The sequence below is a fragment of the Streptomyces sp. NPDC090442 genome (genome assembly GCF_044769405.1).
Taxonomy (GTDB): domain Bacteria; phylum Actinomycetota; class Actinomycetes; order Streptomycetales; family Streptomycetaceae; genus Streptomyces.
In genome coordinates this window covers 147,713-174,686 of the sequence record NZ_JBIVXW010000006.1, presented here as the reverse complement: position 1 = coordinate 174,686, position 26,974 = coordinate 147,713, and the positions used below count along the sequence as shown (strand labels likewise).

Sequence of the window (26,974 nt, the reverse complement as noted above, 5' to 3'; positions counted from 1 at the left end):
AGGGCGAGTGCGCGTGCGACGTCGGTGATGTTGGTTTCTGGGGTGCGGGTCAGGTGGTCGTGGAGTCGGTGTGCCTGTTCCCGCAGCGCGGTCTCGTCCTTCGCCGACAACACCCAGGTGAGCGGGGTTCGCGGATCGGGGAGCTCGGCGGCCCCCGCGGACTCGGCCGCACGGCTGGTCGCCGGCGCCTCCGCCAGGATGACGTGGCAGTTCGTCCCGCCCATGCCGAACGAGGAGACGCCCGCGACGAGCGGGCGGTCCGGGTGCGGCCAAGGACCCAGCTCCGTCTGCACCCGGAGGTTGAGGTCGGCCAGCGGGATCCGGGGGTTGGGCGACGCGAAGTTGAGGCTGGGGGGCAGCATCCGGTGGCTGATGCTGAGTGCCACCTTCAGCAGGCCCACGATGCCCGCGGCGCCCTCCAGGTGACCGACGTTCGTCTTGGCCGAGCCCACCGGTAGGGGGAACTCCGCGTCGCGCTCGCCGCCCAGTGCCGCACCGAGCGCCGCGGCCTCGACGGGGTCGCCCACCGGGGTACCCGTGCCGTGGAGCTCCACGTACTGCAGGTCCCCGGCCGACACCCCGGCGTTCCGCCGTGCCAGCCGCAGCACCTCCTCCTGGGCACTCGCGCTGGGGACCGTCAGACCGTCCGTCGAGCCGTCGTTGTTGACGGCGCTGCCGCGGATCACGCAGTACACCCGGTCGCCGTCACGCAGCGCGTCCGTCAGTGGCTTGAGGACGACGAGACCGCCGCCCTCGCCCCGGGCGTAGCCGTTCGCACGCTCGTCGAAGGTGTAGCAGCGGCCGTCCGGCGACAGGCCGCCGAACTTCGCGGCGCTCACCGTGCTCTCGGGCACGAGGATGAGGCTGACACCGCCCGCGAGCGCCACCGTCGACTCGCCACGCCGCAGGCTCTCGCACGCCATGTGCACCGCCACCAGGGACGAGGACTGGACCGTGTCCACGGCGACGCTCGGGCCGTGCAGCCCCAGGGTGTAGGAGACGCGGTTGGCGATGACGCCGCGCTGCAGGCCGGTCAGGGTGTGCCGGCCGATGGCTTCGGCTCCGCCGCGCCGCATCAGGGTGGCGTAGTCGTCGCCGATGGCACCGATGAAGACGCCCGTGCGCGTGCCCCGTATCGCCGACGGCACCACCCCGGCGTCCTCCAGGGCCTCCCAGCTCAGCTCCAGCATCAGCCGCTGCTGCGGGTCCATCGCCGCGGCCTCGCGCGGGGAGATGCCGAAGAACGCGGCGTCGAACCGGTCCACGTGGTCGAGATAGCCACCGCGGCGCGTGAGCGCCTTGCCCGGCGCGGCGGGATCGGGGTCGTACCACGCCTCGGCGTCCCACCGGTCCCGCGGAGTCTCGCCGACCGCGTCCACCCCGTCGCGGAGATTGCTCCAGAAATCCTCGGGGTGAGGTGCCTTGGGAAGTCGGCAGGAAAGTCCTACGACAGCAAGAGGAACGTCCTGGCCGCCAGGTACGCCAGAGGCAGCGGGCACGGTCTGACTCACGATGGGCTCCATGCTCCCCATCCTGCGAACCGCTCTTACGGGGGCCTAACCAGTGCCTTACGGGGTGCGGGGACACGGCGGCATCGGCCTGTCCCCGCCGCTCCGTGCTCAGCGCGGAAGCAGGCGGTAGCCGAACCCTCTGCCTGTGACAGAACCGGGGCCAGGCGCCTTGCCACTGGCTGGTGAAGGCGTGCCTGTGGTTGAGATGCGACAGGCACGCCGTCGCTCGCCGACTTCGAGAGCAAGACCCGCCCCGCGTTCCCGTAACTCCCAGTGAGAGCAGGATCTTTGGAAGGGGGCGCGAGGGGGCGGGCTCGGTTTTCCCGGGCGGATAGGAAGCGGACGGGACACGCGGCAGGGGCCGACGGGCGGCTCTCGCCCGTCGGCCCCTGGTGTCCCACCGTGACGGGTGGGTGGGGCGCCGCGGTGTCAGGCCCGGCGGAGCAGGCCGCCGAGGACCTCGCGCAGGGCGCCCTCGGGGTCGGCCACCCGCCCCTCCGCGCGCCACGCCACGAAGCCGTCCGGCCGCACCAGCACCGCGCCCTCCGGCGTCGTCCCGTGCAGCTCCGCCCAGTCGATGCCCTCGTCCGGGACCAGGTCGGCGTCGGCGCCGATGCCGATGCGGTAGTGGTCCAGCCGCGTCGACCAGCGGGCGGCGGCGGCCTCCGCCGCGGCGCGCCAGATCTTGCCGTCCTCGGTGCCGGTCAGCAGGACGAAGGACCGCTCGTAGAGGTCCAGGGTGGAGCGCCGCCCGCCGTCCGCGTGCAGCCACAGGTGCGGGGCCCGGGTGCCCGGCTCGCCGGTCAGCCGCATCCGCTCGGGGACGACCGGGAGTTCGGGGTCGGCGCCGAGGACCGCACCACGTGGGTAGCTGTAGCCCAGCGCGACCGTCAGCACGCCGCGCTGCCGGCCGCCGCCCCCGGGTGCCGGGTCGTAGCCGGGGTGGCTGTGCTCGGCGGACCGGGCCGAGGCGCGGGCGCTGGTCACCTCGGCTACGGGGCGGCGCTCGTCCTCGTAGGTGTCCAGCAGCGCGGGGTCCGCCGCGCCGTCGAGGACGGCGGCCAGTTTCCAGGCGAGGTTGTGCGCGTCCTGGATGCCGGTGTTGGAACCGAACGCTCCGGTGGGGGACATCTCGTGGGCCGCGTCACCGGCGAGGAAGATCCGGCCCGCGGAGTACCGCTCGGCGACCCGCTCCGCGGCGTGCCAGGGCGCCTTGCCGGTGATCTCAACCGCCATGTCCGGTACGCCCGTTGCCCGTCGGATGTGGTCGATGCACCGCTGGTCGTCGAAGTCCTCCAGGGTCTCGCCCCGGTCGGGGTGCCAGGGCGCGTGGAAGACCCACTCCGCCTGGTTGTCCACCGGCAGCAGGGCCCCGTCGGCCTCCGGGTTGGTCAGGTAGCAGGCGATGAAGTGACGGTCGCCGACGGCGTCGGCCAGCTCCGGGGCACGGAAGGTGATGCTGACGTTGTGGAAGAGGTCGCCGGGGCCCGTCTGCCCGATGCCGAGCCGTTCGCGTACCGGGCTGCGCGGCCCGTCCGCGGCGATGAGGTAGTCGGCACGGAGGGTGGTGTGCTCGCCGGTGTTCCGGTCCTTGACGACCGCGGTCACGCCGTCGGCGTCCTGGTCGCACGTCATCAGCTCGGTGCTGAACCGCAGATCGCCGCCCAACTCGCGGGCGCACTCCAGCAGCACCGGCTCCAGGTCGTTCTGGCTGCACAGGCACCAGCCCGAGGGGCTGAACTTGGCCAGCCCGCCGCCCGGGTCGATCTCCCGGAACAGCCACTCCTGCTCGTCGCCGGTCAGTGAACGGGCCTGCAGGATCCCGTGGTTGGCGGCGAGGACCGACGCCGCCTCGCGGATCCGCCGCTCGGCGCCGGCCACTCGGTACAGCTCCATGGTGCGGACGTTGTTGCCCCGTCCGCGGGGGTGTCGGGAGGTGCCCGCGTGCTTCTCGACCAGGACGTGCCGGACACCCAGGCGTCCGAGGAACAGCGAGGCAGACAGGCCCACCAGGGACCCGCCGACAATGAGGACCGGTACCCGGTCTTCGGCCTTGGGGTTCATGTGTTGGCTCCAGCTCCAGCGGCGCGTACGGGAGATGGAGCAACGCATGCCCGGCCCGTGGCCCCTTCCATCAGGGTTCACCTGCATGGCTCACAGATCTCGCGCCGACCGTGGGTCTTGGCCACGATCGAATCCGGACCGCCCCCCGCGACACGCCGGGCAGAAGGTCCGCCCATCCGGCTCAGTCGCCCGGACCGCATCGGGAGCAACGGAAGGCACCGGAATCCCGGATCGTGCCGGAACTGACGACGCACCACAGGGGCCCTCGCGCCCCGGAGGAGATGCGTAGACGATGACAACGCTGTCGGAACGAATATCGCAGTCCGCCTTCGACGGCTCCCGGCTCCGGGTCGTGCTCATGCTGGACCTGGAGGAAGGCGCCCAGCAGCAGTTCCTGGAAGCCTACGAACAACTCCGGAACCAGGTGGCCTCCGTCCCCGGGCACATCACCGACCAGCTGTGCCAGTCCATCGAGAACCCCTCGCAGTGGTTGATCACCAGCGAATGGGAGAGTGCCCCGCCGTTCCTCGCCTGGGTCAACAGCGAGGAGCACGTCAAGATGGTGCAGCCGCTGCACAGCTGCGTGCGTGACACCCGCTCCCTGCGCTTCAGCGTCCTGCGCGAGACCTCCAACGCCGTCGCCGCCCCCGAGCTCCTCAAGGGCCGGCTGCAGGCGAACCCCCGCGTCGGCGACGGCGTGGTCCGGCACGCGCTGACCTTCACCGTGAAGCCCGGCAGCGAGCCGATGGTCGCCGACATCCTCTCCGGCTACACCTCGCCGGCGGCCCGGGTCGACGACAGGACCCGGCTGCGCCGCACCTCCCTCTTCATGTACGGCAACCGCGTGGTGCGCGCCATCGAGGTGCAGGGCGACCTGATCGCCGCGCTGCGGCACGTCTCCCAACAGCCCGAGGTCCGGGCCGTGGAGGAGGCCATCAACCCGTACCTGGAGCAGGACCGGGACCTCAACGACCCCGATTCCGCCCGGGTGTTCTTCACCCGCGCCGCGCTGCCCGCGGTGCACCACGTGGCGACCGGCGGTCCGGAGCCCGAGAGCGCGGAGGCCGTCTCCCGGCACGCGCTGTACTACCCGGCCAAGCCCGGCTTCGGCATGACGCTGGCCAAGATGCTGGCCCGTCAGGACGAGGAGGCCGCCGACGACCCGGCGTGCCCCGTCTACGGCAGCACCATCTTCCAGCGCGACGACATCGTCGTCCGCCTCATCGACATGCGGGAGCCCCTCGACCGGGACCCGCTGGTCTCCCTCGGCGCCCGTGGTCCGCGCAAACTGGCCGTGCTGCGGCGGCTGTTGGACGGCGACGTCGCCGGCGGCCTGACCAGCGAGCGCGAACTGGCGCACTTCCTGGCCCGCGCCGACATGGATCTCATCACCGACCGCCGGGCGTCGGACGCCTGACCGTCGAAGGCCCGCCGTCCGGGCCCGCAGGCCGTCACCAGGCCGGCACCATCCACCCATCCACCGGCAGCACGCCCCCGGGAGGAATCAGCCATGACCACGCACCGCCCACGCATCGTGGACCTCAGCGAGACCCAGCCCAACCGCCGGCGCGGAGGTGACCTGCGCGCCATGCTGACGCCCGGCGCGGTGGGATCCACGAGCGGCTTCATGGGCATGGCCCTCGTACAGCCCGGCGAGCGCATCGGGGAGCACTACCACCCGTACTCCGAGGAGTTCGTCTACGTCGTCCGGGGCGCGCTGGAGGTCGACCTCGACGGGGAGACCTTCGCGCTCCGCCCGGACCAGGGGCTGATGATCCCGCCGTACATGCGGCACCGTTTCCGCAACGTCGGGGACGTCGAGGCCCGGATGGTCTTCCACCTCGGCCCGTTGGCCCCGCGCCCCGAGCTGGGTCACGTGGACACGGAGGCTGCCGAGGGTGCGCAGGAGGGCACACCGGTCGCCCCACCCGAACGCACGGAGCCGGTGTCATGACCCGCCGCGTGGCGGTCACCGGCGTCGGCATCGTCGCCCCGGGCGGCGTGGGGATCCCGGCCTTCTGGGACCTGCTGTCCACCGGGCGGACGGCCACCCGTGGCATCACCCTCTTCGACCCGACCGGCTTCCGGTCCCGGATCGCCGCCGAGTGCGACTTCGATCCGGCCGCGCACGGTCTGGACGGGGAGCAGGTGGCCAAGTCCGACCGGTACGTCCAGTTCGCGCTGGTCGCCGCGGCGGAGGCGCTGCGGGAGGCCGGCCTGGACATGGGGCGGGAGGACCCGTGGCGGGTCGGGGTGTCCCTGGGCACCGCGGTCGGCGGCACCACGCGCCTGGAGCACGACTACGTGGCGGTCAGCGCGTCCGGCAGCCGCTGGGACGTGGACCACCGGCCCGCCGGGCCGCATCTGCACCGGGCCTTCTCGCCTAGCTCGCTGGCGTCCGCGGTGGCGGAGCAGATCGGCGCGCACGGCCCGGTGCAGACCGTCTCGACGGGCTGCACCTCCGGCCTCGACGCGATCGGTTACGCCTTCCACTCCATCGAGGAGGGCCGGGCCGACGTCTGCGTCGCGGGCGCGTCCGACTCGCCGATCTCCCCGATCACCGTGGCCTGCTTCGACGCCATCAAGGCGACCTCCGCGAACAACGACGACCCCGCCCACGCCTCCCGGCCCTTCGACGCGCAGCGCGACGGGTTCGTGATGGGCGAGGGCGGCGCCGTACTGGTCCTGGAGGAGCTGGAGCACGCCCGGTCCCGCGGCGCCACCGTGCACTGCGAGATCCGCGGCTACGCCACCTTCGGCAACGCCTACCACATGACCGGCCTGACCCAGGAGGGTCTGGAGATGGCCGAGGCGATCAACCGCTCGCTGGCCCATGCGCGGCTCGACCGCACCCAGGTCGACTACGTCAACGCGCACGGCTCCGGCACCCAGCAGAACGACCGCCACGAGACCGCCGCGGTCAAGAAGTCGCTGGGCGACCACGCCTACAAGGTGCCGATGAGTTCGATCAAGTCGATGGTGGGCCACTCGCTGGGCGCGATCGGTGCGATCGAGATCGTCGCCTGTGTCCTGGCGCTGACCCATCAGGTGGTGCCGCCGACCGCCAACTACGAGAACCCGGACCCGGAGTGCGACCTGGACTACGTGCCGAAGACCGCACGGGAGCTGCCGCTCTCGTCGGTGCTGTCCGTGGGCAGCGGATTCGGCGGGTTCCAGTCGGCCGTGGTCCTGACCCGTCCGGGTGGGAGGACGAGATGAACTCCCCGCACGAAGACCGCTGTTCCGTCGTCACCGGCATCGGTGTGATCGCCCCCAACGGGGCCAACACCGAAGCCTTCTGGAAGTCCACCAAGGAGGGCATCAGCGTCCTCGACACGGTCACCCGCGAGGGGTGCGAGGACCTGCCTCTGAAGGTCGCCGGCGAGGTCCGCGGCTTCGATCCGACCGAGCTGATCGAGGAGCGCTTCCTCGTCCAGACCGACCGGTTCACGCACTTCGCGATGGCCGCGGCCAATCTGGCCCTGGACGACGCCCTGTTGGGGCGGGCCGACTACAACCGCTCGCCGTTCGCGGTGGGAGTGGTGACCGCGGCCGGCTCCGGCGGCGGCGAGTTCGGCCAACGGGAGCTGCAACGGCTGTGGGGCCAGGGCTCGCGCTACGTCGGCCCGTACCAGTCGATCGCCTGGTTCTACGCGGCCAGCACCGGCCAGATCTCCATCCGCGGCGGCTTCAAGGGGCCGTGCGGGGTGGTGGCCAGCGACGAGGCGGGCGGGTTGGACGCGCTGGCGCACGCCTGCCGGACCATCCGCCGCGGCACCGAGGCCGTGGTGGTGGGCGCCGCCGAGGCCCCGCTGGCCCCGTACTCGGTGGTCTGCCAACTCGGGTACGAGGACCTCAGCCGCTGCGCCGAACCGGACCGTGCCTACCGCCCGTTCACCGCGGGGGCGTGTGGCTTCGTGCCCGCCGAGGGCGGCGCGATGCTGGTCGTCGAGGAGCGGTCGGCCGCCGAGGAGCGGGGCGCCCGGCCCCGTGCCGTACTGGCCGGGCACGCCGCCACCTTCACCGGCGCCGCGCTCTGGGAGGAGTCCCGGGAGGGGCTGGCCCGGGCGATCGAGGGCGCGCTGGCGGACGCCCGGTGCGCGCCCGAGGAGATCGACGTGGTCTTCACGGACGCCCTCGGGGTGCCCTCGGCCGACCGGGCCGAGGCGCAGGCGCTGGCCGACGCGCTGGGCGGGTACGCGTCCCGGGTGCCGGTGACCGCGCCCAAGACCGGTATCGGCCGGGCGTATTGCGGCGCTCCTGTCCTGGACGTCGCCGCCGCGGTGCTCTCCATGGAGGGCTCCGTGGTGCCGCCGACCCCCAACGTCGTCGACGTCACCGTGGACCTCGACGTGGTGACCGGGAAGTCCCGGCCCGCCGAGCTGCAGACGGCGCTGGTGCTGAGCCGGGGGCTGATGGGCTCCAACGCGGCGATGGTGCTGCGCCGGTGCGAGAAGTCCCCCTCCTGAGAGGAGATTCCGATGACCGCTCAACTGACCCTCGACGAGCTGGCCGCGCTGATGAAGTCGGCCGCCGGTCTGACCGTCGATCCGGAGGAGATGGCGAACCGGCCCGATGTGACCTTCGCCGAGTACGGCCTGGATTCGCTGGGTCTGCTCGGCATCGTGGGCGAGCTGGAGAACCGGTTCGGCCGCCCGTTGCCCCCCGACGCCGAACGCGCCAAGACGCCGCGCGACTTCCTCGACCTCGTCAACACCGACACCGTCACGACAGGAGCCTGAACATGTCCGGCCACACCGAGAACGAGATCACCATCGCCGCCCCGCTCAGCCTCGTCTGGGAGATGACCAACGACCTGGAGAACTGGCCCCACCTCTTCAGCGAGTACGCCTCGGTCGAGGTGCTGTCCCAGGAGGGCGACACCACGACGTTCCGGCTGACCATGCACCCCGACGAGAACGGGCAGGTCTGGAGCTGGGTCTCCGAACGGACCCCGGACCGCGGTGCGTTGACCGTGCGCGCCCGCCGTGTGGAGACCGGCCCGTTCAAGTTCATGGACATCTTCTGGAAGTACAAGGAGATCCCCGGCGGCACGTCGATGCACTGGACCCAGGACTTCGCCATGAAGGCCGAGGCCCCGGTCGACGACAAGGGCATGACCGCGCACATCAACCGCAACTCCCGAATCCAGATGGAGCTCATCCGGGACCGGATCGAGCAGCGGGACCGCGAGCTGCGCGCCGCCGCCCCGGCCAACTGAAGCCCCGTCAGCCCGACGCGGACCGCCCGCCGCCCAGGCGGCAACGAAGGGAACCTCCCCGATGCACAACGCTCTGATCGTCGCCCGGATGAAGCCCGGGTCGGCTCCCGACATCGCCGAGATCTTCGCGGCCTCGGACCGGACGGAGCTGCCCCATTTGGTGGGCGTCAACCGGCGGACGCTGTTCCAGTTCGGTGAGGTGTACCTGCACCTCATCGAGTCCGACATCCCGCCCGGCCCGGAGATCGCCAAGGCGCACGAGCACCCGGAGTTCCAGGCCATCAGCCGGAAGTTGTCCTCGTACGTCAGCGCGTACGACCCGGCGACCTGGCGCAGTCCGAAGGACGCGATGGCCCGCGAGTTCTACCGCTGGGAGCGGGACGGCGCCGGCTGATCCGCAGCGGCGTCCGGTGGCCGGCCTCCCCGTCGTGTCCCGCGGGGAGGCCGCCGCCGTGTGGCGGTGCGGCCCGTTCGGGAGCGGGCCGTACCGCCACACGGGGTGTCAGGCGGGGACGGTGCATTCGAAGGCGTGCAGGTACGGGTTGACGACGAGGATGTCGTGGACCAGCAGTCCGGCCTCGGAGATGTGCCGGACCAGGCTCTCCTTGGTGTGCTTGGCCCCGCCGACGTTCAGCAGCAGCAGCAGGTCCATGGCGGTGGTGAACTTCATCGACGGGCTGTCGTCGACGAGGTTCTCGATGATCACGACCCGGGCGCCGGGGCGGGCCGCCTCGATGACCTTGCCCAGTGTGCGGCGGGTGCTGTCGTCGTCCCATTCCAGGATGTTCTTGATGATGTAGAGGTCGGCCTGGACGGGGATGTCCGTGCGGCAGTCGCCGGGCACGATCCGGGCCCGTTCGGCGAGCGGGCCGCCCTCGCGCAGCCGGGGGTCGGCGTTGGCCACGACCGACGGCAGGTCCAGCAGCGTGCCGTGCAGGGAGGGGTACTTCTCCAACAGGCCGGCCACGACGTGGCCTTGGCCGCCGCCGAGGTCCGCGACCGACGACACCCCGGTGAGGTCGAGGAGTTCGACGAGGTCGCGGGCCGACTGCTTGCTGGAGGTGGTCATCGCCTGGTCGAAGACCTGGGCGGACTCTTGGGCGTCCTGGTGGAGGTAGTCGAAGAAGCCCTTGCCGTAGAGGTCCTCGAAGACGTTGCGGCCGGAGCGCACCGCGTCGTCCAGCCGCGGCCACGCGTCCCAGGTCCACGGCTCGGTGCACCACAGGGAGATCGAGCGCAGGCTGTTGGGGGTGTCCTCGCGCAGCAGGCGGGACATCTCGGTGTGGGTGAAGCTGCCGTCCTCGGTCTCCTCGAAGATCCCGTAGCAGGTCAGTGTCCGCAACAGCCGTTGCAGCGGCCGTGGTTCGGCGCCCACCGAGGCGGCAAGTTTGTCCGCGGTGGTGGGTTCGTCGCCCAGCGCGTCGGGCACGCCGAGCCGGGCGGCGGCGCGGACGGCCGCCGCACACGCGGCGCCGAAGATGAGTTCCCGAAGCCGCATGGCGGGCTGGGGGGTGGGGCTCACGGTGGTCATTCCGTCTCTCTTCTCCCGTTGCGTTCCCGAGGGGGTGTCCGTGGTCGTCGGCACGGTCATGGGCACAGGCCGGGCGGCCTGGAGGTCCGGCAGGTGTTTTTGACGAAGACGTTGCCCTGACCGGCCGGATCGATGTTGATCAGGTCCGCCGGGCCGTTGCCCAGCACCACGTTGTCGCGGATGAGATTGCGGTTGTTGGCGGCCTTGACGAAGCTGCGGAAGAGCACCACGCCGCCCGACATCGGCGAGGTGCCGACGTTGTCGCGGACCAGGTTGTGCTGGACCAGCGAGTCCTCGGTGCCGGTGAGGACCACGCCGATGCCCTGGAGGAAGGGCAGCCGCTTGGTCGTCGGGCAGAACCTGTTGTTCCGCTCGACCTTGTTGTCCCGGACCGTGACCGCGCCGGCCGAGGGCCGGATCTCGTCGCCGACCACGAACACCCCGCCGCAGTTGCCGACCACGGTGTTGTGGGCGATCAGCAGGTTCCGCACCCGGCGGGCGGTGATGCCGATGCGGTTGCCGTCCAGCCGGTTCTCCAGCAGCAGGGTGCCGCGGGTGTCGAGGGCGGGGGTCTTCTCGTTGGCCGCGTTGGCCAGGAAGATGCCGGTGTCGGCGTTGTCCGTGGCGAGGTTGTCGCGGAGCACGCTGTGCACGGACTTCTCCACGCCGATGCCCCACTGGCCGTTGTGCCGCGCGACGACGTGGTGGACCGTCAGTCCCTCGGTGCCGGAGACCCAGATCCCGTTGTGCCGGAAACCCTCGACGGTCAGCGACCGGAGGTGGACGTCGGTGAGCGGGCCGCCGGGGCCGCCGATGATGCAGATGCCGTCGCCGGCCGCGTCGCAAGGGGTCGCCGCTTGTGGGGTGAGTGAGGTGGGCGGGGTGGTGGGGGCGGTTGGGGTGAGCGGCGGGGCGATCACGGTTCGACCGTCGGTCCCCCGGAGCATCAGGTGGGACTTGTTGATCCGCACGTTCTCGCGGTAGACGCCGGGGCGCAGGACCACGGTGTCACCGGGGCGGGCCGCGTCCACCGCGTGCTGGATCGATTGCCCGGGGCGGACGACGAGGGACTTCCCGTCCCGGTCCGGCACGGCCCGGGACGGCGGGGCCGCACCGAGCAGGCCGGCCAGGACCGCCGCCGCACAGCCCAGGCGGGTCATTCGCCGTGCCCCGCGGGGCAACTGTCGTAGTGCCATGAGCCGAAGCTATGGGCGATCACCGGCGCTCGCCACATGTGGTAGCCCGATGAACACGGTGTGTGCGGCGCTCAACTGTCCCGGGGCGGGCGGGGGTCGGGGGTGCGGGGCGCGGGGGGTGGTGGGCCGGTGCGCGCGGCGGCCGACCGGGGATCAGCCGCCGGGCCCGGTCCAGGATCGGACGGAGCGTCAGCCGGCTCGCCCGGCGGCGCCTCCCCCAACAGGGCCGCGAGGCTGGCGGGCAGGAACCACGGGCGGAGGCGTGGGACGGTCACGGATGGACAACGCCGGCGCGCGCCCGGACGACACCGCCCGCGGTACTCCCGTCTGCTTCATCACTCCAACGGCCCCCGCACCGGCGGCGTCGTGGACCGTCGGGCGACGGTGGTCTCGATGCCGTCCAGGAGCACCGCGAGGCCGGCCTCGAAGGTCATGCGTGCCTCGCGCTCCAGGTAGGACTCGTCGGAGTCCGCCTCGGGTGGCGGGGAGGCGCCCTCGGTTTCCAGGCGGACCAGCAGCGGGAAGCGCTCGGCGAAGTCGGGGACGACCTCGGTCAGGGTGCCGGCGCGGGCCTGCCACCAGTCCTCGTCGGTGACGCCGGTGGCGGCGGCCGCCTGCCGGGACTCGGCGGCGGTCCGGGCGGCGCCGCGGACGAAGTGGAAGAGCAGGCCGACGATCCGGCGGAGCGTGGTGGGGTCCAACTCCGTGGCGTACAGCACCCGTAGCAGGGTCTCCATGGAGGCGTACTCGTTGGGGCCCAGGACCGGGCGCGCCTGGGAGACCTGGAGCACCCAGGGGTGGCGCAGGGAGAACTCCCAGGTGTCGGCGGCCCAGGACGCGACCGCCGAGCGCCAGCCGGGCGTCAGGCCGTAGTCGGTGGGGAGCTCGGCCAGCACCCGGTCGTACATCAGGTCCACCAGCTCGGACTTGCCGGGGACGTAGGTGTAGAGCGCCATGGCCGTGCGGCCCAGTCGTTCGCCGACGGTGCGCATCGAGAGCGCGGCCATGCCCTCCGCGTCGGCCACCGCGATGCCCGCGTCGACGATCGCCTCGACGGTCAGTGCCGGCTTGGGGCCCCGGGGGGCGCGGGCCCGGCCGTCGTCGTGCTTGGTGCGCCACAGCAGGGAGAGGGATCGGCGGGGGTCGCCCTGGCCCGCGAATACCACCAACTTGCCACTCCTTAGGGTGTAAAGCTATTGTCCTCGACCTCACTCTTTATGGTGTAAGGATATCAGGGGGCGGGTCATGGAATCCGAGCGGGGCGGGGGAGCGCGGCCCCCATCGCGGCGGTGGGTCGCCGCGGACGGGCGCGATGTCATCGACGTCCGGGGCGCCCGGGAGAACAATCTGGCCGGGATCTCCGTCGACATTCCCAAGCGGCGGCTGACGGTCTTCACCGGGGTCTCCGGATCTCGGGGAAGTCCTCGCCGGGCGCGGTCCTCGACCGGCTCCAGGACGTCGGCCTCGGCTACCTCGGTCTGGGCCAGCCGCTCACCACCCTCTGCGGCGGCGAACGGCAGCGGCTCAAACTCGCCGTCCGCATGGCCGAGAAGGGCGCCGTCCACCTCCTGGACGAACCCACCACCGGCCTCCACCTCGCCGACGTGGACCAACTCCTGCGCCTGCTGGACCGGTTGGTGGACGACGGCGACACCGTCGTCGTCATCGAGCACCACCGGGCGGTGATGGCGCACGCCGACCGGCTCGTCGGCCTCGGCCCGGGTGCCGGCCACGACGGCGGCCGGGTCGTCGTCACCGGCACCCCGCGCGAACTCGTCGAGCGCGGCGGCTCCCTGACGGCGCACCACCTCCGGAAGTACCTCGGCGCCACCCCGGACCACTGACCCACCGACCACCCGCCCCCGTCACCGGGAGTTCCCATGACAGCCCTGCCCGTCGCCCACCTCCACGTCACCGACGTCCGACGGATCACCCCGCGCATGGCGCGCGTCACCTTCACCGGGGACGGCCTCGACACCCTCCCCACCTGGCCCGACCAGCAGCTCAAACTCCTCTTCCCGCGACCGGGTCAGCGCGCGCCCCGGCTCCCGGAGGTGCCCGGCGACGACGGGATGCGCTGGTACCAGGCGTTCCTCGCGCTGCCCGAGGACGAACGGCCGGTGATGCGGAGCTACACGGTGCGCGCCCACGACCCCGAACGGCGGCGGATCACCGTCGACTTCGTGCTGCACGACCACCGCGGCGCGCACCAGGAGGCCGGCCCGGCCACCCGTTGGGCGGCCGCCGCGCGCGTGGGCGACACCCTCGCCCGCTACGGGCCGGCCGCCGAGTACGCCCGGCCGCTGCCGCTCGACGCCCCGGGCCTGATCCTGCTCGCCGGCGACGAGACCGCGCTGCCGGCCATCGGTTCGCTCGCCGAGGCGCTGCCGGCCACCGCCCGCGCGGTGGCCTGGATCGAGGTCGCGGACGGGGCCGAGGAACAGCCGCTGTCGACCCGCGCCGACCTCGCCGTCCACTGGGTCCACCGGGACCGCGCCCCGGCCGGTGCGGACGGCGCGCTACTCGCCGCCGTCCGCGCGGCCCGCCTCCCCGAGGAGCCGGCCTTCGCCTGGCTGGCCGGTGAGGCCGGCGCGGTCCGCGGGCTGCGCCGCCATCTGCTCGCCGAACGCGGCCTGGACGCCCGCCGGATCGACTTCACCGGCTACTGGCGCCGCCGCCTCAGCCAGGACGACGCCCCCACCGCGGAGGACCTCGCCGAGGCCCGGGAGCGGGTCGCGGCGGCCCGGGAACAGGCCGGCTGAGCCCGCTACCCCAGGCGGCGGCCCTCGCCGGCCGCCGCCCGGACCAGGACCTCCGTCAGTTCACCGGGTCGCGAGAGCATCGGATAGTGCCCGGTGTCCAGGTCGAAGTAGCCGACCTCGGGGTCGGTCAGCCGGGCGGAGCGCGGGTCGCCGGCGGCCACCAGGGCCTCCAGCACCGCGATGCCGGCCCCGTCGGCGGTGCAGAAGATCCCGGTGCCCGGCAGTTCGAGGGCGCCGCCGGTCAGTCGGAGCGGCCGGGTCATGGTGCCCAGCGGTTGGGGCGCCGCCAGCCGCTCCATCCGCTCCCGGTCGGCCGGCGAGACCCCGGCGAGCGAGCCCCACAACTCCTCGTCGTCCAGCGGCGGGGGGCGGCGCGAACCGTCCCCCGCCCAGCTCCACGACGCGTCGCAACCACCGGTCCCGCACGGCCGGGGCGGGCATCACGTCGACGCCCGCGTCGCCGTCCGAGGGCATCCCGCCGTCCAGGTAGACCATCGAACGCACCCGCTCGACGCGGCGGTCCGCGGCGCCCAGCAACGGGTGCAGGCCGTAGCAGTGCCCCACCAGCACCGCCTCGTGGACGTCCTCGTGGTCCAGGACCTGCACCACGTCCTCGACGTGCGTCTCCAGGTCCGTGTCGGGGCCGGCCAGATGGCGCCGGTCGCCCATCCCCGTCAACGTCACCGGGTGCGCGGTGTGCCCCCGTTCCCGTAGGAGCGCGGCCACCTCCCGCCAGATCCAGCCACCGGTATACCCGCCCGACACCAGGACGAATGCGGTCATGACGCGTGCTCCTCCACAACGGTCCGCAGCGCGGTCGCCGGGAGCGGCGGCCGCGGTCCGGGCACCGTAGAAGCTCCCGCAGCGGCAGGTTCAAGGGCGCAAGTACCCGGCGTGGGCCCGCGATTCGACGCCCTCGGCGGGCCCGTCGGTCGCGCCCCGCCCGTTCAACCCGGCGGGTCCTTCGTCTACAGTTGGGGAATTCCTCTGTTCAACGAATGAACGCGATGGCCACTTGGCCTGAACGCGGAGGGCGTGCGTGGGCGGTTTCGTCGAGTCGGTACGGGAACGGGTGCGCGCGGCACGGGCCGCCGTCGCCGCGGCGCGGGCCGCCGACGACCCCGACGCGCTGGCCATGGCGGAGGACGAACTCGACGACGCGCTGCGGACGGCGGACGGCGTCGGCATCGACCCGGACCGCGGCGCCGGCGGGCCCTCCCGGGGCGGGGCGGCACAGTGAGCGGCGCGGCACCGCGCCGGGGCTCCGCGGGAGCCGGCACCACCGGAGCCGGGTGACCGCCGATGTCCGCCGCACCACGACGCAAGGGACCGCCGCCGTGGCGCGCGGTCCGCTCCCGCACGTGCATACCCACCGACACCGGGTCGGCCTGCCGGGGCCGCCGCCACCTCGGCCGCGGCCCGCTGCGCCCGGCCCGCGGGCACGGGCGGACCTGCCCCGAGATCGCCGCCCGGCGCCGCACCTCGCCGCGCTGCGGCGTCCGCCGGGCCCGGGCCACCGCCGTCCGCCCCGGCACCCGGCTGGCGCGGCTGCCCACCACCGTCCTGGTGCCGCACCGGATCGTGGCCTACGAGGCGGCCCGCCGCAGCCTGTGGATACGGGTGCTGCTGCACATCGCGGTGACCAACCTGGTGCTGCTGTTCCTGGCGCTGGTCGTCTACCTGGGGCGGCACGCCGGGACCTGACGCGCGGCTACGCCGGGGTGCCGGCGCCCGCGCCGGCCGCCCGCTCCCTGGTCCGCCACAGCCACCCCACGTCCCGCCCGAACGACCACACCAGCAGCGCCAGCGCCCCCGCCACCGCGCCCAGCGCCAGCCCCCGCGGCGCGACGCCGGCGCCCGCCGCCACCAGCACCACGCCCTGGACCGCGGCCACCGTCTTGCGGGCCGTGCTCGGCGGCAGCGGCGCCCGCAGCCACGGCAGCGCCCAGGACGCCGCGACGAACAGATAGCGCAGCGCCCCGATGGCCAGCACCCACGGGCCCAGCGGCACCGCGACGTAGACGCAGAGCACCAGGATCAAGAACGCGTCGACCTCCATGTCGAACCGCGCGCCCAGCGGCGTCGCCGTCCCGGTGCGCCGGGCCACCTGACCGTCCACCGCGTCCAGCAGCAGCGCGACCGCGGCCAGCCCGACCAGCACCGCCACCGGGGCCCGCCGGGCGAAGGAGTCGGCGACCAGCGCGGTCACCCCGCCGACCAGGGTGGCCCGGGCCAGCGTGACGCGGTTGGCCGGCCCGAAGGAGGGCAGCCAGGAACCGCGCAGCGCCCGGGTGAGCGCCGCCCAGGTGCCCACCGCGAAGGCGGCCCCGGTCAGCCAGCCGGCCGGGCCCAGCCCGACCACCCGGCAGAGCACCGCCAGCAGCACCAGTTGCGCGAGCGGGCCGGCCGCCCGGTCCGGGGCGAACGGCCGTGTCCGGTACCGCTGTTGTACGGCCACCGCGCCTCCCTCAACACTGTGGCGGAGCCGGTGGACGCCGCGTATCGTGACGGCGTCGCCGGGTCCCGGCACGCGTCGCTCAGCATTCATGACGCATCGCCGCACCGTCCAGGAGGGTTCGTTGCCGCGCGTCGCCCAGGCCCTCTGGCTCAGCGCCCCGGGTCGCGGCGAGATCAGGACGGCCCCGCTGCCGCCGCCCGGCGCCGACGAGGTGCTGGTGCGCACGCTCTACTCCGGGGTGAGCCGGGGCACCGAGAGCCTGGTCTTCCGCGGTGGCGTCCCGGAGAGCCAACACGCGGCGATGCGCGCGCCGTTCCAGGAGGGGGAGTTCCCGGCGCCGGTCAAGTACGGGTATCTGAACGTGGGCGTGGTGGAGGAGGGGCCCGCCGCGCTCCGCGGCCGCACCGTCTTCTGCCTCTATCCGCACCAGACCCACTACGTCGTCCCGGCGAGCGCCGTCACCCCCGTCCCGGAGGCGGTGCCCGCGGCGCGCGCCGTCCTCGCCGGCACCGTCGAGACCGCGGTGAACGCCGTGTGGGACGCCGCGCCGCTGCTCGGCGACCGGATCGCGGTGGTCGGCGGGGGCATGGTCGGGTCGGCGGTGGCCGCCCTGCTGGTCCGCTACCCGGCCGCGCGGGTGCAGTTGGTCGACGCCGATCCGGCGCGGGCCGCCACCGCGGCCGCGTTGGGCGTCCCGTTCGCGCTGCCCGGTGACGCCCGCGGCGACTGCGACCTCGTGGTGCACGCCAGCGCCGCCGAGGAGGGCCTGACGCGCGCCCTCGAACTCCTCGCCCCGGAGGGCACGGTGATCGAGCTGAGTTGGTACGGCGACCGCCGGGTGGCCCTGCCACTGGGGGAGTCCTTCCACTCCCGCCGGCTCACCGTCCGCAGCAGCCAGGTGGGCGCGGTCACCTCGGCCCGGCGTAACCGGCGCTCCTTCGCCGACCGGCTCGCCCTCGCCCTCGAACTGCTCGCCGACCCAGCCTTCGACGCGCTGATCACCGGCGAGTCCGCCTTCGCCGAACTGCCGTCGGTGCTCCTGCGGTTGGCCTCCGGCGCGCTCCCGGCGCTCTGCCACCGCATCCGCTATCCGGCCGCCGACGCCCCCGTGTAGGCACCCTCGCCGACCGCGAAACCTGGAGGAACCCCCGTGTTCAGCATCACCGTCCGCGACCACCTGATGGTCGCGCACAGCTTCCGCGGCGCGGTCTTCGGGCCCGCCCAGCGCCTGCACGGCGCCACCTACGTCGTGGACGCCGCCTTCCGCCGCCCCGAGTTGGACGCCGACAACATCGTCGTCGACATCGGCCTGGCCACCCAGGAACTCGGCGCGGTGATCGCCGAGCTCAACTACCGCAACCTCGACGACGAACCCGCCTTCGCCGGCGTCAACACCTCGACCGAGGCGCTGGCCAGGGTCATCGCCGACCGGCTCGCCGACCGGGTGCACGCCGGCAACCTCGGCGAGGGCGCCCGCGAGCTGGCCGGCATCACCGTCACCCTGCACGAATCCCATATCGCCTGGGCCCGTTACGAGCGCAGCCTGTGACCCGGTGCGGGGCCGTCCGGTGACCCGGCCCGGGCCGGACGGCCCGCGGGTGGTGCACGCCGTCCTGCCCGGCGGCGTCGCCGACCCCGCGACGCCCAGCGGCGGCAACGCCTACGACCTGCGGGTCTGCCGCGACCTGCCGGCCCTGGGCTGGCGCGTCCACCGCCATCCGGTGCCCGGCGCCTGGCCGCGCCCGGACGCGACCGCGACCGCCGAACTGGCCGGCCTGCTGGCCCGGTTGCCGGACGGCGCCGTGGTGCTGCTGGACGGCCTGGTGGCCTGTGGGGTGCCCGAGGTGCTGGAGCCCGCGGCGGCCCGGCTGCGGCTCGCCGTCCTGGTCCATCTGCCGCTGGCCGACGAGACCGGGCTCGACCCCGACACCGCGGCCCGGCTCGACGGCCGCGAGCGGCGCGCCCTGCGCACCGTCCACGCGGTGCTCGCCACCAGTGACTGGACGGCCCGCCGGATCCGTGCCCACCACGGGCCCGGGCTGCCGCCGGTGACGGTCGCCCGGCCCGGCGTCGACCCGGCGCCGCTCGCCCAGGGAACCGACGGCGCCGGCGGGCTGCTGTGCGTGGCGTCGCTGACCCCGCGCAAGGGCCATCGCCGCCTGGTCGACGCCCTGGCCGCCGTCGCCGACGCGCCGTGGACCTGCACCTTCGTCGGTGACGGGCGCGACGCCGCGTGTGCCGCCCAACTGCACCGGCAGGTACGGGAGTTGGGCATTGGTGGCCGGATCCGGTTCGCCGGGCCGCGGACCGGCGGCGCGCTGGCGGCCCATTACGCCGCCGCCGACCTGTTCGTGCTCGCCTCGCACGCCGAGCCCTACGGGATGGTGCTGACCGAGGCGTTGGCGCGCGGGGTCCCGGTGCTGGCGACGGCCGTCGACGGGATACCGGAGGCCGTCGGGCGGGCCCCGGACGGCACCGTGCCCGGCCTGCTGGTCCCGCCCGGTGAACCGGCCGCGCTGGTGGCCGCGTTGCGCACCTGGTGCGGCGATCCACAAGCGCGGCGGCGATTAACGGTCGCGGCGCACGGCCGTCGTGCCATGCTGGAGAGGTGGGAGACGACGTCGCACACCCTGGCCGGAGCGCTGGAACGACTGCGGACCGCACCGCCGGACCGCTGATGCGTCCCGCCGGCAGCCCCCGGTTCTGCCCGCAGTGGCTCCAGTTGCGAGAGCGGGCGGACGATGCGGCCCGCGCGCCGGAACTGCTCCGCCCGCTGCGCGACCACCTCGCCGCGGCCCCCGCCCCGGAACGCTTCGGCGGCACGGACGGCCTGGTGATCCGCGACCTCGGCTGCGGCACGGCCGCGATGGGCCGCTGGCTCGCGGTCCGGCTGACCGGCCCCCAGCACTGGGTCCTCCAGGACCACGACCCGGTCCTGCTCGCCCACGCCGCGCTGCGGATGCCGTCAACCGCCGCCGACGGCCGGCCCGTTACGGCGGTCACCGCCTACGGCGAGATCGCCGGCCTGACCGCCACCGCCCTCGCCGACACCTCCCTGGTCACCGCCTCCGCGCTGCTCGACCTGCTGACCCGCGACGAGCTGGAGGCCGTCGCCGCGGCCTGCACGGGCGCCGGGTGCCCGGCGCTGCTGGTGCTCTCGGTCACCGGCCGGGTCGAACTCGCCCCGCCCGACCCGCTCGACGCCGCCGTCTCCGCGGCGTTCAACGCGCATCAGCGGCGGGCCGCGGGCGGTCGCCGGCTGCTGGGCCCGGACGCGGTCGCGGCGGCCACCGGGGCGTTCGTCCGGCGCGGGGCGCGGGTGATGACGTGGTCCAGCCCCTGGCAACTGGGCGGGCCGGAGAGCGCGCTGACCGAGCGCTGGCTGCGCGGGTGGGTGGGGGCCGCCCGGGAGCAGCGGCCGGAGCTGGCCGCCGAGGCCGACGGGTATCTGCGGCGCCGGCTGGAGTCCTGCGCGGCCGGCGAGTTGACGGTCGCCGTGCACCACACCGACCTGCTGGCGCTGCCGGGCAGCGCCGCCGTGGCCTGATGGTGCGCCGACTCTGGCCGTGGCTGCGGACGTTCGGGGGCGTGGCCATCCTGGTCGGGCTGGTGTGGCGGTTCGGCTCCGCGGCGTTCCTGGACGGGCTGCGTCGGATCGACGCGGGCACGGTGGCCGCCGGCGCGGGGCTCGGCGCGCTGACGACCCTGGGCAGCGCCTGGCGGTGGTGCCTGGTGGCCCGCGGCCTGGGCCTGCGGCTCCCGTTGGGGCGGGCGGTGGCGGACTACTACCGGGCGCTGTTCCTGAACGCCGCGCTACCGGGCGGGGTGCTGGGCGACGTCCACCGGGCGGTGCGGCACGGGCGGGACACCGGGGACGTGGGGCGGGGCGTGCGGGCCGTGGTGCTGGAACGGGCCGCGGGACAGCTCGTGTTGGTGGTGGCCGGGGCGGCGGTGCTGGCCGTCCGGCCGTCGCCGGTGCGGACGGCGCTCGGCCGGGCGGTGGACGCGCCGGCGGTCGCGGTGGGGTCCGCGGTGGTCGTGGTCGGCGCCCTGGGGGCGTGGCTGGTCGGGCGGGCGCGCCGGCGGCGGAACGGCCGAGGGGCTGACGGCCCGCGGACCGCGTGGGCCGAGGCCCGGCGGAGGCTGCCGGCGCGCGCCGTCTGGCCGGGCGTCGCGGTGTCGTCGCTGGCCGTCCTCGCCGGCTACCTGGGGACGTTCCTGCTGGCGGCCCGGGCCGCGGGCGTGCGGGCGCCGGTCGTGGTGCTGCTGCCGCTGGTGGTGCTGGCCCTGCTGGCCATGGCGCTGCCTCTGAACGTCGGTGGCTGGGGGCCGCGGGAGGGCGTCGCGGCCTGGGCCTTCGGTGCCGCCGGGCTGGGCGCCGCGCAGGGCCTGGCCACCGCGGTCGGCTACGGCGTGCTCGCGCTCGCCGCCGCCCTACCCGGCGCCGGGGTGCTGCTGGTCCGTTGGGTCGCACGGCTGCGCGCCGCCCGCCGCCCGGAGGTCGAGCGCGAAGAGGGTGTCACCGCCGAGCGCGGTGCGCCGGACCGGCGGCCGTAGCGCCCGGCGCATTACCGGCGTGCCGGGGAACCGCAGCCCGGGGACGCCGTCGCCGAGCAGGACCGGTGCCACGGTCAGATACAGCCGGTCCAACGCGCCCGCGCCCAGGAACCGCGAGACGGTGACCCCGCCGCCCTCGACCAGCAACCGGCCCAGGCCGCGCGCCGCCAGCGCCGTCCGCAGCCGCGCCGGGGCGAACGCGTCCCGGTCCGGCAGCGCCAGCACCTCGACCCCGTCCCCGACGCGCCCCGCGGCCACCTCGGGGCCGACCACCCACAGCGTCGGCGCGGCCCCGTCGGTGAACACCCCACGCGTCCGCGGCACCCGGCCGCGCGGGTCGAGCACCACCCGCACCGGGTCCGGCCCGGGGCAGGCGCGGACGGTCAGTCGGGGATCGTCGGCCACCGCGGTCCCGGCGCCCACCAGCACCGCGTCCGCCAGGGCCCGCAGCCGGTGCAGATGGCGGCGGTCCGCCGCGCCGGTGACGTAGTCGGCGTCGCCGGTGCGGGTCGCGATGAAGCCGTCCAGGCTCTGCCCGAGCTGGGCGAACGCCACGCGGGGGCCGGACAGGCAGAGCGGGAGGTAGCGCGCGGCGAGCTCCTGCGCCGCGGGTGTGGCCGGCCGGGACCAGTGGCCGGTTCCGTTGCCGTCGAGCCGCAGCCCGGCGGCCCCGGCACCGGTGGTGCCGCGGACCGCGAGCAGCGCCTCCCAGGCCGCGTCCGCGTCGAGCGGCTCAGGCGTCGGGGACACCGCACGCCTCCCGGTAGCCGTCGAACGCCTCGGCCAGCCCGGCGAGCAGCGCCGCGCCCTTCTCGGCGGAGGCCAGGGAGGGCGTGCCGATCACCCCCGAGGGGGTGTAGCCGGCCATGCCGAGGGTGAGCAGGTGCGGCCGCTCGTCCGCGCGGTGGTCGGCGCCGGCGTAGCCGTCCCGGACCACGTCGGGCCGGACGTGCAGCAGGATCGAGGTCTCGGTCTCGCCGGCGTGCATGTCGGCGTGCGCGGGGGTGGCCAGGCCGGCGCGGTCGCGGGCCGCGGCCCAGTCCGCCGGGCCGGGGAAGAGCGCCATCCGGATCCCGTCGGCCGCCGAGGACTCCTGCACGACGTTGCGCAGCACGTAGTTTCCGCCGTGCCCGTTGACCAGCACCAGCGCGGTGAGGCCGGACCGCCACAGCGATGCGGCGACATCGGTGACCACGGCGTGCAGGGTCCGCGCGGAGAGGCTGACGGTGCCGGGCCAGTCGGCGTGCTCGTGGGAGCAGGAGAGGGTCAGCGGGGGCAGCAGCAGCGCCTCGTGGCGGGCGGCGATCTCCTCGGCGACGGCGCAGGCGATCAGGGTGTCGGTGGTCAACGGCAGGTGGGCGCCGTGCTGTTCGAAGCTGCCGATGGGCAGCAGGGCCAGGGCGGGGCGTCGGGCGCGGACGTCCTCGGTGGTGTCGGCCGGTGGTCCGGGGGTCGGCCGCGCGGTGCGGCGGCGGCCCCGGCCCTCGGTGGGGGGACCTGGGCGTCCCGGTTCGGTCGTCGGCATCGGCGGCTCCGATCGGCAGCAATCCGGCGGTACGGGGCGGAAGTTGACGATCCGGCGGCGGCCGGTGCGGGGCCGCCGCGCGGGTCCGAACGTGGGTACGATCATGCCATGACGGACTCCGATGGCGCTGCCGAGGACCCGGGTGTGCGACGGGTCGTGGAGGTCGAACTGCCCACCGCCTACGGTGCGTTCCGGGCGGTGGGCTATCTGGATCGTCGAACGGGGACGGAGCAAGTCGCCCTGGTCAAGGGGGAGTCGGCGGGCGAGCGGGTGCTCGCCCGGCTGCATTCGGAGTGTCTGACCGGGGAGGTCTTCGGGTCCCGGGCGTGCGAGTGCGGCGAGCAACTGGCCGCGGCCCTGCGGGCGATCGCCCAGGAGGGGCGCGGTGCGCTGGTCTACCTCCGGGGGCATGAGGGGCGCGGCATCGGCCTGTTGGCGAAGCTGCGGGCGATGCGGCTCCAACAGGACGACGGCCTGGACACGGTGGACGCGAACCTCGCGCTCGGGCTGCCGGTGGACGCCCGCGACTACCGCGCCGCGGCCGGAATCCTCCGCGACCTGGGCGTCCGCTCGGTGCGGCTGCTGTCGAACAACCCGCGCAAGGGCGAGGCGCTGCGGCGGTACGGCGTGGCGGTCGCCGAGCGGGTCCCGCTGCTGGTGACGCCCGGCCCGGAGAACCTCCGCTACCTCCGCGCCAAACGGGAGCGGCTGGACCATGACCTGCCGCACCTGGGCGGCGTCCCGGGACCGCCCTGAGCGGTGGTGCCACCCACCGGATCCGGCCAAATTCTCATCGGGGACCTCTACACATAAAGGCGACATAAGCGCAAAATAAAGGTGCGCGGCTGATGCCACGCGAAGCGGCCCCGACGCGTGAACGAAGGAGGCGAGTCGTATGGCCGACGTCTCACACCCCAGGGGAGATCTCGCCGGTCACCCCGATGCTTCCGAGATGAGAGCCCGGTTCGAGCGGACGCTCGGCGGGCGGGACGTGGTGCTCGTCGACGGGCCGGTGTTCCTGGTCGGCCTGTACTGCGCGGTATCGCCATGGGTCGTGCACTTCACGGCCTCGCAACCGGCGTTGAGGTCCCACAACCTCATCGTCGGCATCGCGATCGCCCTGCTGGCCATCGGGTTCACCGTCACCCCTGAGCGGATGTACGGCCTGAGCGGCGCGATGTGCGCGATCGGCGCCTGGATGATCATCTCGCCCTGGGTCGTCGGGCGCGGGCCCGACGCCGGAGTCATCTGGAACAACGTCGTCATCGGCGCCCTGACGTTCCTGCTGGGCGCGCTGTGCGTCGCCGTGGCATCGAGGAGTCGCCGCATCACCTAGGGGTACGCCCCCTCGGGGCGTGTCATGAACCACCGGCCCGCCTGCCCTTCGAGAGCCCAAAGCGACGGCAAGCGGGCCGGTCATGTCCGGCGGCGTACGGGAGGCCCCGCGCGGCTACCGGTGGTGGTCGCGGGCGGGCGGTGCGACGAGTTGGCCGGCGACCCCGGCCAGCACCAGTCCGCCCGCCAGGATCAGCCCGTGCGCCAGCGCCACGCCGGTGACCAGGACCGCGAGCGCGGTGGCCAGTATCAGCCAGACCGCCGCGCGCCGGAGCGGCGCCTCGGAGGCCGTCGTCGTCCGCACGGGCGGACAGGGGGCGGCGTCGGGCGGGAACTCTTCCGCGAGGTCGCGGAGTTGACGGTCGTCGTCGGGGGACAGGGAGCGTCCCTCCTCTCCCGGTGGTACTGCCGGTCATGCCGAACGGGCAGATGGCGAATAAGGCATTGCCGCGAAGATCGGGCCGACTTAGGGTTACCTGCCCATTGAGGGCCCCGCGGTGGTGCGCAACGGCACACAGGCGTTGTTGTGCCCTGCCGGGGCTCGCGCCTAACGCCGTTGACCGGACATCACCGGAGGGGGACCACACTCTGTCCGACGACAGGGCCTCGCCCAGTCCGCCCCCGGCTCGCCGAGGGCGGACTGACCGACCGCTGCTCCCTGGTGGCCGGCGACTTCTTCGCCACCGCCCCCGAGGGCGCCGACGTCTACCTCCTCAAGAGCGTGCTGCACGACTGGAACGACGAGCAGTGCTTCGCGCTGCGCACCGTCGCCCCCTTCCCACGCCCCAACCGCTACGCCCTCATCGAGGCCGAACCGGTCTGAGCACGGGCTGATCCGGCTGCGGTCCGGTCCACGCGTGCGATGACCGGACACCTTCGGTTAAATCGAACGTGTGGGCCATGTATCCGTGGTGGCCCGCCGTCCCGGAGAGGTGGCGCGCCGTGACCGCTGTGCCCTCGGAGGACGCCCGGCCCGTCGACGACCGCGAGGACTTCGCCGACGCCGACCGCGGTTTCATCGCCCCCCTCGACCCGCCCCGGATCACCGCGGCCGACGGTCGGGTGGTCTGGGACGCCGAGCGCCACGCCTTCCTCGCCGGCAACCGTCCCGACACCGCCCACCCCGGCCTCTGGCGGCAGGGCCGGCTCGTCGCGCGGCACGGCCTGTACGAGGTGACCGACGGCATCTACCAGGCCCGCGGCCTGGACCTCGCCAACATGACGCTCATCGAGGGCGACCACGGCGTCCTCGTCGTCGACCCGCTGCTCTCCACCGAGACCGCCGCCGCGGCGCTGGAGCTCTACCGCAAGCACCGCGGCGACCGGCCGGTCACCGCCCTGCTCTACACCCACGCGCACGCCGACCACTTCGGCGGCGCCCGCGGCGTGCTGCCCACCGGGGACCCGCCCGTCCCGGTCCTGGCGCCCGCCGGGTTCCGCGACAGCGCGGTCGCCGAACAGCTCTACACCGGCCCGGCGATGGCCCGCCGCGCCGTCTACATGTACGGCACCCAACTCCCCGCCGCCCCCGACGGCCAGATCGGCTGCGGCCTGGGCACCGCCCCCTCCGCCGGCACCCGCAGTTTCGTGCCGCCCACCGTGGACGTCACCCGCACCGGCCAGGAGGAGATCGTCGACGGCGTCCGCCTGGTCTTCCAACTCACCCCGGGCGCCGACGCCCCCGCCGCGATGAACTTCGCCGCCCCCACCCACCGGGCGCTGTGCACCGCCGAGAACGCCGTCCACACCATGCACAGCGTCCTCACCCTGCGCGGCGCCGTGGTCCGCGACCCCCGGCGCTGGGCCCACTACCTCAACGAGGCGCTGGCCCTCTTCGGCACCGACACCGAGGTCGCCTTCGCCTCCCACCACTGGCCGACCTGGGGCAACGCCCGCATCCGCCGGCTGCTCGCCGGCCAGCGCGACCTCTACGCGTACCTGCACGACCAGACCCTGCGGCTGCTCAACGAGGGCCGCACCGGCCCCGAGATCGCCGAGGAACTGCGGCTGCCGCCGGCGCTGGAACGGCTCTGGGCGCACCACGGCTACTACGGCTCGCTCAGCCACAACGTCAAGGCGATCTACCAGCGTTACCTCGGATGGTTCGACGGCAACCCGGCCCACCTGTGGGAGCACCCACCGGTCGAACAGGCCCGGCGTTACGTGGAGACGCTCGGCGGCGTCGCGGCCACCGTGGACGCCGGCAAGCGCTACGCCGCCGACGGCGACCTGCGGTTCGCCGCCACCCTGCTCAACCACGCCGTCTTCGCCGCCCCCGACGACCCGCGCGCCCGTCGCGAACTGGCCGCCGTCTACGAGCGGCTGGGCCACGGCTGCGAGAACGGCACCTGGCGCAACTACTACCTCACCGCCGCCGGCGAACTGCGCGGCACCCCGGCCGTCGTCCGCCCCGACACCGCGGGCCCGGACGCCCCCGCACCCGACCTGGTCCGCGCCCGTACCGTCGACCAACTCCTGGACTCGCTGGCCATCCGCGTCGACGGCCCCCGCGCCTGGCACCGGAGCCTCACCCTCGACCTCTACCTCGCCGACGAGGACCGCACCTGGCACCTGACCCTCTCCAACGGCGCGCTCACCCACCTCAGCACCCCCGGCGCCCCCGCCGCCGACGCCCTCCCGGGACCGGCCCTCACCCTCACCACCTCCCAGCTCAGGGAGGTGCTCGGCGGTAGGGGCCCGACCACCGTCACTCAGGAGGGTGAGCCGGGTGCGGCCCTGCACGCACTGCTCGCCCTGCTCAGCGCACCGGACCCCAACTTCCCCCTGGTCACCCCTTGATGCGCGCCCACCGCA

Annotated in this window: 28 protein-coding genes and 3 pseudogenes; 20 read left to right on the top strand and 11 right to left on the bottom strand. The window is 74.1% G+C overall.

The genetic code is table 11. The features are described 5' to 3' along the window. Together ACIQU6_RS07395 and ACIQU6_RS07390 are read right to left on the bottom strand one after the other, a co-directional pair. On the bottom strand, positions 1 to 1,511 hold a 1,511-nt coding region (locus ACIQU6_RS07395), incomplete at its 3' end, for a type I polyketide synthase (protein WP_403480654.1). A gap of 429 nt (positions 1,512 to 1,940) precedes the next feature. Further along, positions 1,941 to 3,575, bottom strand: coding sequence for an FAD-dependent oxidoreductase (locus tag ACIQU6_RS07390; RefSeq protein WP_403480653.1), 1,635 nt, complete (start codon positions 3,573 to 3,575; stop codon positions 1,941 to 1,943). Positions 3,576 to 3,867: 292 nt separating this feature from the next. Between ACIQU6_RS07390 and ACIQU6_RS07385 the strand changes: the two genes are divergently transcribed. The 7 genes from ACIQU6_RS07385 (at position 3,868) to ACIQU6_RS07355 (ending at position 9,190) form a co-directional block, all read left to right on the top strand. Continuing rightward, entirely contained in the window at positions 3,868 to 4,992 is a 1,125-nt protein-coding gene (locus tag ACIQU6_RS07385; protein WP_403480652.1) for a SchA/CurD-like domain-containing protein, read from the top strand. Positions 4,993 to 5,085: 93 nt separating this feature from the next. After that, positions 5,086 to 5,529, top strand: coding sequence for a cupin domain-containing protein (locus tag ACIQU6_RS07380; protein ID WP_403480651.1), 444 nt, complete (start codon positions 5,086 to 5,088; stop codon positions 5,527 to 5,529). Beyond that, on the top strand, positions 5,526 to 6,794 hold the full coding sequence (locus tag ACIQU6_RS07375; RefSeq protein ID WP_403480650.1) for a beta-ketoacyl-[acyl-carrier-protein] synthase family protein: 1,269 nt from the start codon (positions 5,526 to 5,528) through the stop codon (positions 6,792 to 6,794). Before ACIQU6_RS07380 ends, ACIQU6_RS07375 begins: the two co-directional genes overlap by 4 nt. Beyond that, positions 6,791 to 8,044 carry a beta-ketoacyl synthase N-terminal-like domain-containing protein gene (locus ACIQU6_RS07370; RefSeq protein ID WP_403480649.1) on the top strand — a complete coding sequence of 418 codons (1,254 nt, stop codon included), beginning with the start codon at positions 6,791 to 6,793 and terminating at the stop codon, positions 8,042 to 8,044. Before ACIQU6_RS07375 ends, ACIQU6_RS07370 begins: the two co-directional genes overlap by 4 nt. Before the next feature lie 12 nt (positions 8,045 to 8,056). Then, entirely contained in the window at positions 8,057 to 8,317 is a 261-nt protein-coding gene (locus ACIQU6_RS07365) for an acyl carrier protein (RefSeq protein WP_403480648.1), read from the top strand. 2 nt (positions 8,318 to 8,319) lie between these two features. Then, the gene (locus ACIQU6_RS07360; protein WP_403480647.1) at positions 8,320 to 8,796 is read left to right on the top strand and encodes an SRPBCC family protein; all 477 of its coding nucleotides are present in this window, start codon (positions 8,320 to 8,322) and stop codon (positions 8,794 to 8,796) included. Positions 8,797 to 8,857: 61 nt separating this feature from the next. Next, the gene (locus tag ACIQU6_RS07355; protein WP_403480646.1) at positions 8,858 to 9,190 is read left to right on the top strand and encodes a TcmI family type II polyketide cyclase; all 333 of its coding nucleotides are present in this window, start codon (positions 8,858 to 8,860) and stop codon (positions 9,188 to 9,190) included. Positions 9,191 to 9,298: 108 nt separating this feature from the next. Here ACIQU6_RS07355 and ACIQU6_RS07350 read toward each other — a convergent pair whose 3' ends face one another. The 3 genes from ACIQU6_RS07350 to ACIQU6_RS07340 all read right to left on the bottom strand — a co-directional run bounded on the left by ACIQU6_RS07350 (position 9,299) and on the right by ACIQU6_RS07340 (position 12,692). Further along, positions 9,299 to 10,327 (bottom strand): methyltransferase, encoded by a 1,029-nt coding sequence (locus ACIQU6_RS07350; RefSeq protein ID WP_403480645.1) that lies wholly within the window; start codon positions 10,325 to 10,327, stop codon positions 9,299 to 9,301. 56 nt (positions 10,328 to 10,383) lie between these two features. Beyond that, the gene (locus tag ACIQU6_RS07345; protein WP_403480644.1) at positions 10,384 to 11,523 is read right to left on the bottom strand and encodes a nitrous oxide reductase family maturation protein NosD; all 1,140 of its coding nucleotides are present in this window, start codon (positions 11,521 to 11,523) and stop codon (positions 10,384 to 10,386) included. A 335-nt stretch (positions 11,524 to 11,858) separates the two neighbouring features. After that, positions 11,859 to 12,692 carry a TetR/AcrR family transcriptional regulator gene (locus ACIQU6_RS07340; protein ID WP_403480643.1) on the bottom strand — a complete coding sequence of 278 codons (834 nt, stop codon included), beginning with the start codon at positions 12,690 to 12,692 and terminating at the stop codon, positions 11,859 to 11,861. Positions 12,693 to 12,956: 264 nt separating this feature from the next. Here ACIQU6_RS07340 and ACIQU6_RS07335 point away from each other — a divergent pair. Further along, a pseudogene (locus ACIQU6_RS07335) lies at positions 12,957 to 13,367 on the top strand (ATP-binding cassette domain-containing protein); the annotation flags it as partial. A gap of 36 nt (positions 13,368 to 13,403) precedes the next feature. Next, positions 13,404 to 14,285 (top strand): siderophore-interacting protein, encoded by an 882-nt coding sequence (locus tag ACIQU6_RS07330; protein ID WP_403480642.1) that lies wholly within the window; start codon positions 13,404 to 13,406, stop codon positions 14,283 to 14,285. 5 nt (positions 14,286 to 14,290) lie between these two features. Here the strand turns inward: ACIQU6_RS07330 and ACIQU6_RS07325 are convergent, their stop codons facing one another. Both ACIQU6_RS07325 and ACIQU6_RS07320 read right to left on the bottom strand, forming a co-directional pair. After that, positions 14,291 to 14,548: a hypothetical protein gene (locus ACIQU6_RS07325; protein WP_403480667.1), complete on the bottom strand. Its 258-nt coding sequence runs from the start codon at positions 14,546 to 14,548 to the stop codon at positions 14,291 to 14,293. 73 nt (positions 14,549 to 14,621) lie between these two features. Beyond that, positions 14,622 to 15,068: pseudogene (locus ACIQU6_RS07320) on the bottom strand (alpha/beta fold hydrolase); the annotation flags it as partial. A 256-nt stretch (positions 15,069 to 15,324) separates the two neighbouring features. On the opposite strand from ACIQU6_RS07320, the gene ACIQU6_RS07315 reads away from it, so the two are divergent. Next, positions 15,325 to 15,525 (top strand): hypothetical protein, encoded by a 201-nt coding sequence (locus ACIQU6_RS07315; RefSeq protein WP_403480641.1) that lies wholly within the window; start codon positions 15,325 to 15,327, stop codon positions 15,523 to 15,525. A gap of 62 nt (positions 15,526 to 15,587) precedes the next feature. Further along, positions 15,588 to 15,989: a hypothetical protein gene (locus tag ACIQU6_RS07310; RefSeq protein ID WP_403480640.1), complete on the top strand. Its 402-nt coding sequence runs from the start codon at positions 15,588 to 15,590 to the stop codon at positions 15,987 to 15,989. Between the two features lie 7 nt (positions 15,990 to 15,996). Here ACIQU6_RS07310 and ACIQU6_RS07305 read toward each other — a convergent pair whose 3' ends face one another. Continuing rightward, the gene (locus tag ACIQU6_RS07305; protein WP_403480639.1) at positions 15,997 to 16,743 is read right to left on the bottom strand and encodes a CDP-alcohol phosphatidyltransferase family protein; all 747 of its coding nucleotides are present in this window, start codon (positions 16,741 to 16,743) and stop codon (positions 15,997 to 15,999) included. Positions 16,744 to 16,864: 121 nt separating this feature from the next. Here ACIQU6_RS07305 and ACIQU6_RS07300 point away from each other — a divergent pair, with 121 nt between their 5' ends. Genes ACIQU6_RS07300 through ACIQU6_RS07280 form a run of 5 tightly spaced genes read left to right on the top strand, consistent with a single transcriptional unit; the run spans position 16,865 to position 21,300 of the window. Next, positions 16,865 to 17,857 carry a dehydrogenase gene (locus tag ACIQU6_RS07300; RefSeq protein WP_403480666.1) on the top strand — a complete coding sequence of 331 codons (993 nt, stop codon included), beginning with the start codon at positions 16,865 to 16,867 and terminating at the stop codon, positions 17,855 to 17,857. Between the two features lie 36 nt (positions 17,858 to 17,893). Beyond that, the gene (locus ACIQU6_RS07295) at positions 17,894 to 18,292 is read left to right on the top strand and encodes a 6-pyruvoyl trahydropterin synthase family protein (RefSeq protein ID WP_403480638.1); all 399 of its coding nucleotides are present in this window, start codon (positions 17,894 to 17,896) and stop codon (positions 18,290 to 18,292) included. Between the two features lie 19 nt (positions 18,293 to 18,311). Continuing rightward, the gene (locus ACIQU6_RS07290; protein ID WP_403480637.1) at positions 18,312 to 19,421 is read left to right on the top strand and encodes a glycosyltransferase family 4 protein; all 1,110 of its coding nucleotides are present in this window, start codon (positions 18,312 to 18,314) and stop codon (positions 19,419 to 19,421) included. After that, entirely contained in the window at positions 19,421 to 20,290 is an 870-nt protein-coding gene (locus tag ACIQU6_RS07285; protein ID WP_403480636.1) for an SAM-dependent methyltransferase, read from the top strand. The genes ACIQU6_RS07290 and ACIQU6_RS07285 overlap by 1 nt, the downstream gene beginning before the upstream one ends. After that, complete coding sequence (locus ACIQU6_RS07280) at positions 20,290 to 21,300, top strand: lysylphosphatidylglycerol synthase domain-containing protein (protein WP_403480635.1); 1,011 nt, start codon at positions 20,290 to 20,292, stop codon at positions 21,298 to 21,300. The genes ACIQU6_RS07285 and ACIQU6_RS07280 overlap by 1 nt, the downstream gene beginning before the upstream one ends. Positions 21,301 to 21,402: 102 nt before the next feature. On the opposite strand, the pseudogene ACIQU6_RS07275 reads toward ACIQU6_RS07280, so the two are convergent. Together ACIQU6_RS07275 and ACIQU6_RS07270 are read right to left on the bottom strand one after the other, a co-directional pair. Continuing rightward, positions 21,403 to 21,855 (bottom strand): annotated as a pseudogene (locus ACIQU6_RS07275) (RibD family protein); the annotation flags it as partial. A 178-nt stretch (positions 21,856 to 22,033) separates the two neighbouring features. Beyond that, positions 22,034 to 22,825, bottom strand: coding sequence for a creatininase family protein (locus ACIQU6_RS07270; RefSeq protein ID WP_403480634.1), 792 nt, complete (start codon positions 22,823 to 22,825; stop codon positions 22,034 to 22,036). 108 nt (positions 22,826 to 22,933) lie between these two features. On the opposite strand from ACIQU6_RS07270, the gene ribA reads away from it, so the two are divergent. Both ribA and ACIQU6_RS07260 read left to right on the top strand, forming a co-directional pair. Further along, positions 22,934 to 23,581: a GTP cyclohydrolase II gene (gene ribA / locus ACIQU6_RS07265; RefSeq protein WP_403480633.1), complete on the top strand. Its 648-nt coding sequence runs from the start codon at positions 22,934 to 22,936 to the stop codon at positions 23,579 to 23,581. Between the two features lie 139 nt (positions 23,582 to 23,720). Then, entirely contained in the window at positions 23,721 to 24,161 is a 441-nt protein-coding gene (locus tag ACIQU6_RS07260; protein ID WP_403480632.1) for an SPW repeat protein, read from the top strand. Positions 24,162 to 24,275: 114 nt separating this feature from the next. Here ACIQU6_RS07260 and ACIQU6_RS07255 read toward each other — a convergent pair whose 3' ends face one another. Further along, positions 24,276 to 24,464: a hypothetical protein gene (locus ACIQU6_RS07255; RefSeq protein ID WP_403480631.1), complete on the bottom strand. Its 189-nt coding sequence runs from the start codon at positions 24,462 to 24,464 to the stop codon at positions 24,276 to 24,278. Between the two features lie 357 nt (positions 24,465 to 24,821). Here ACIQU6_RS07255 and ACIQU6_RS07250 point away from each other — a divergent pair, with 357 nt between their 5' ends. Beyond that, positions 24,822 to 24,983, top strand: a complete 162-nt coding sequence (locus ACIQU6_RS07250) for a methyltransferase (protein ID WP_403480630.1) — start codon at positions 24,822 to 24,824, stop codon at positions 24,981 to 24,983. A gap of 119 nt (positions 24,984 to 25,102) precedes the next feature. Beyond that, a complete protein-coding gene (locus ACIQU6_RS07245; protein ID WP_403480629.1) occupies positions 25,103 to 26,959 on the top strand; it encodes an alkyl/aryl-sulfatase in 1,857 nt (618 codons plus the stop codon). Positions 26,960 to 26,974: the final 15 nt, after the last annotated feature.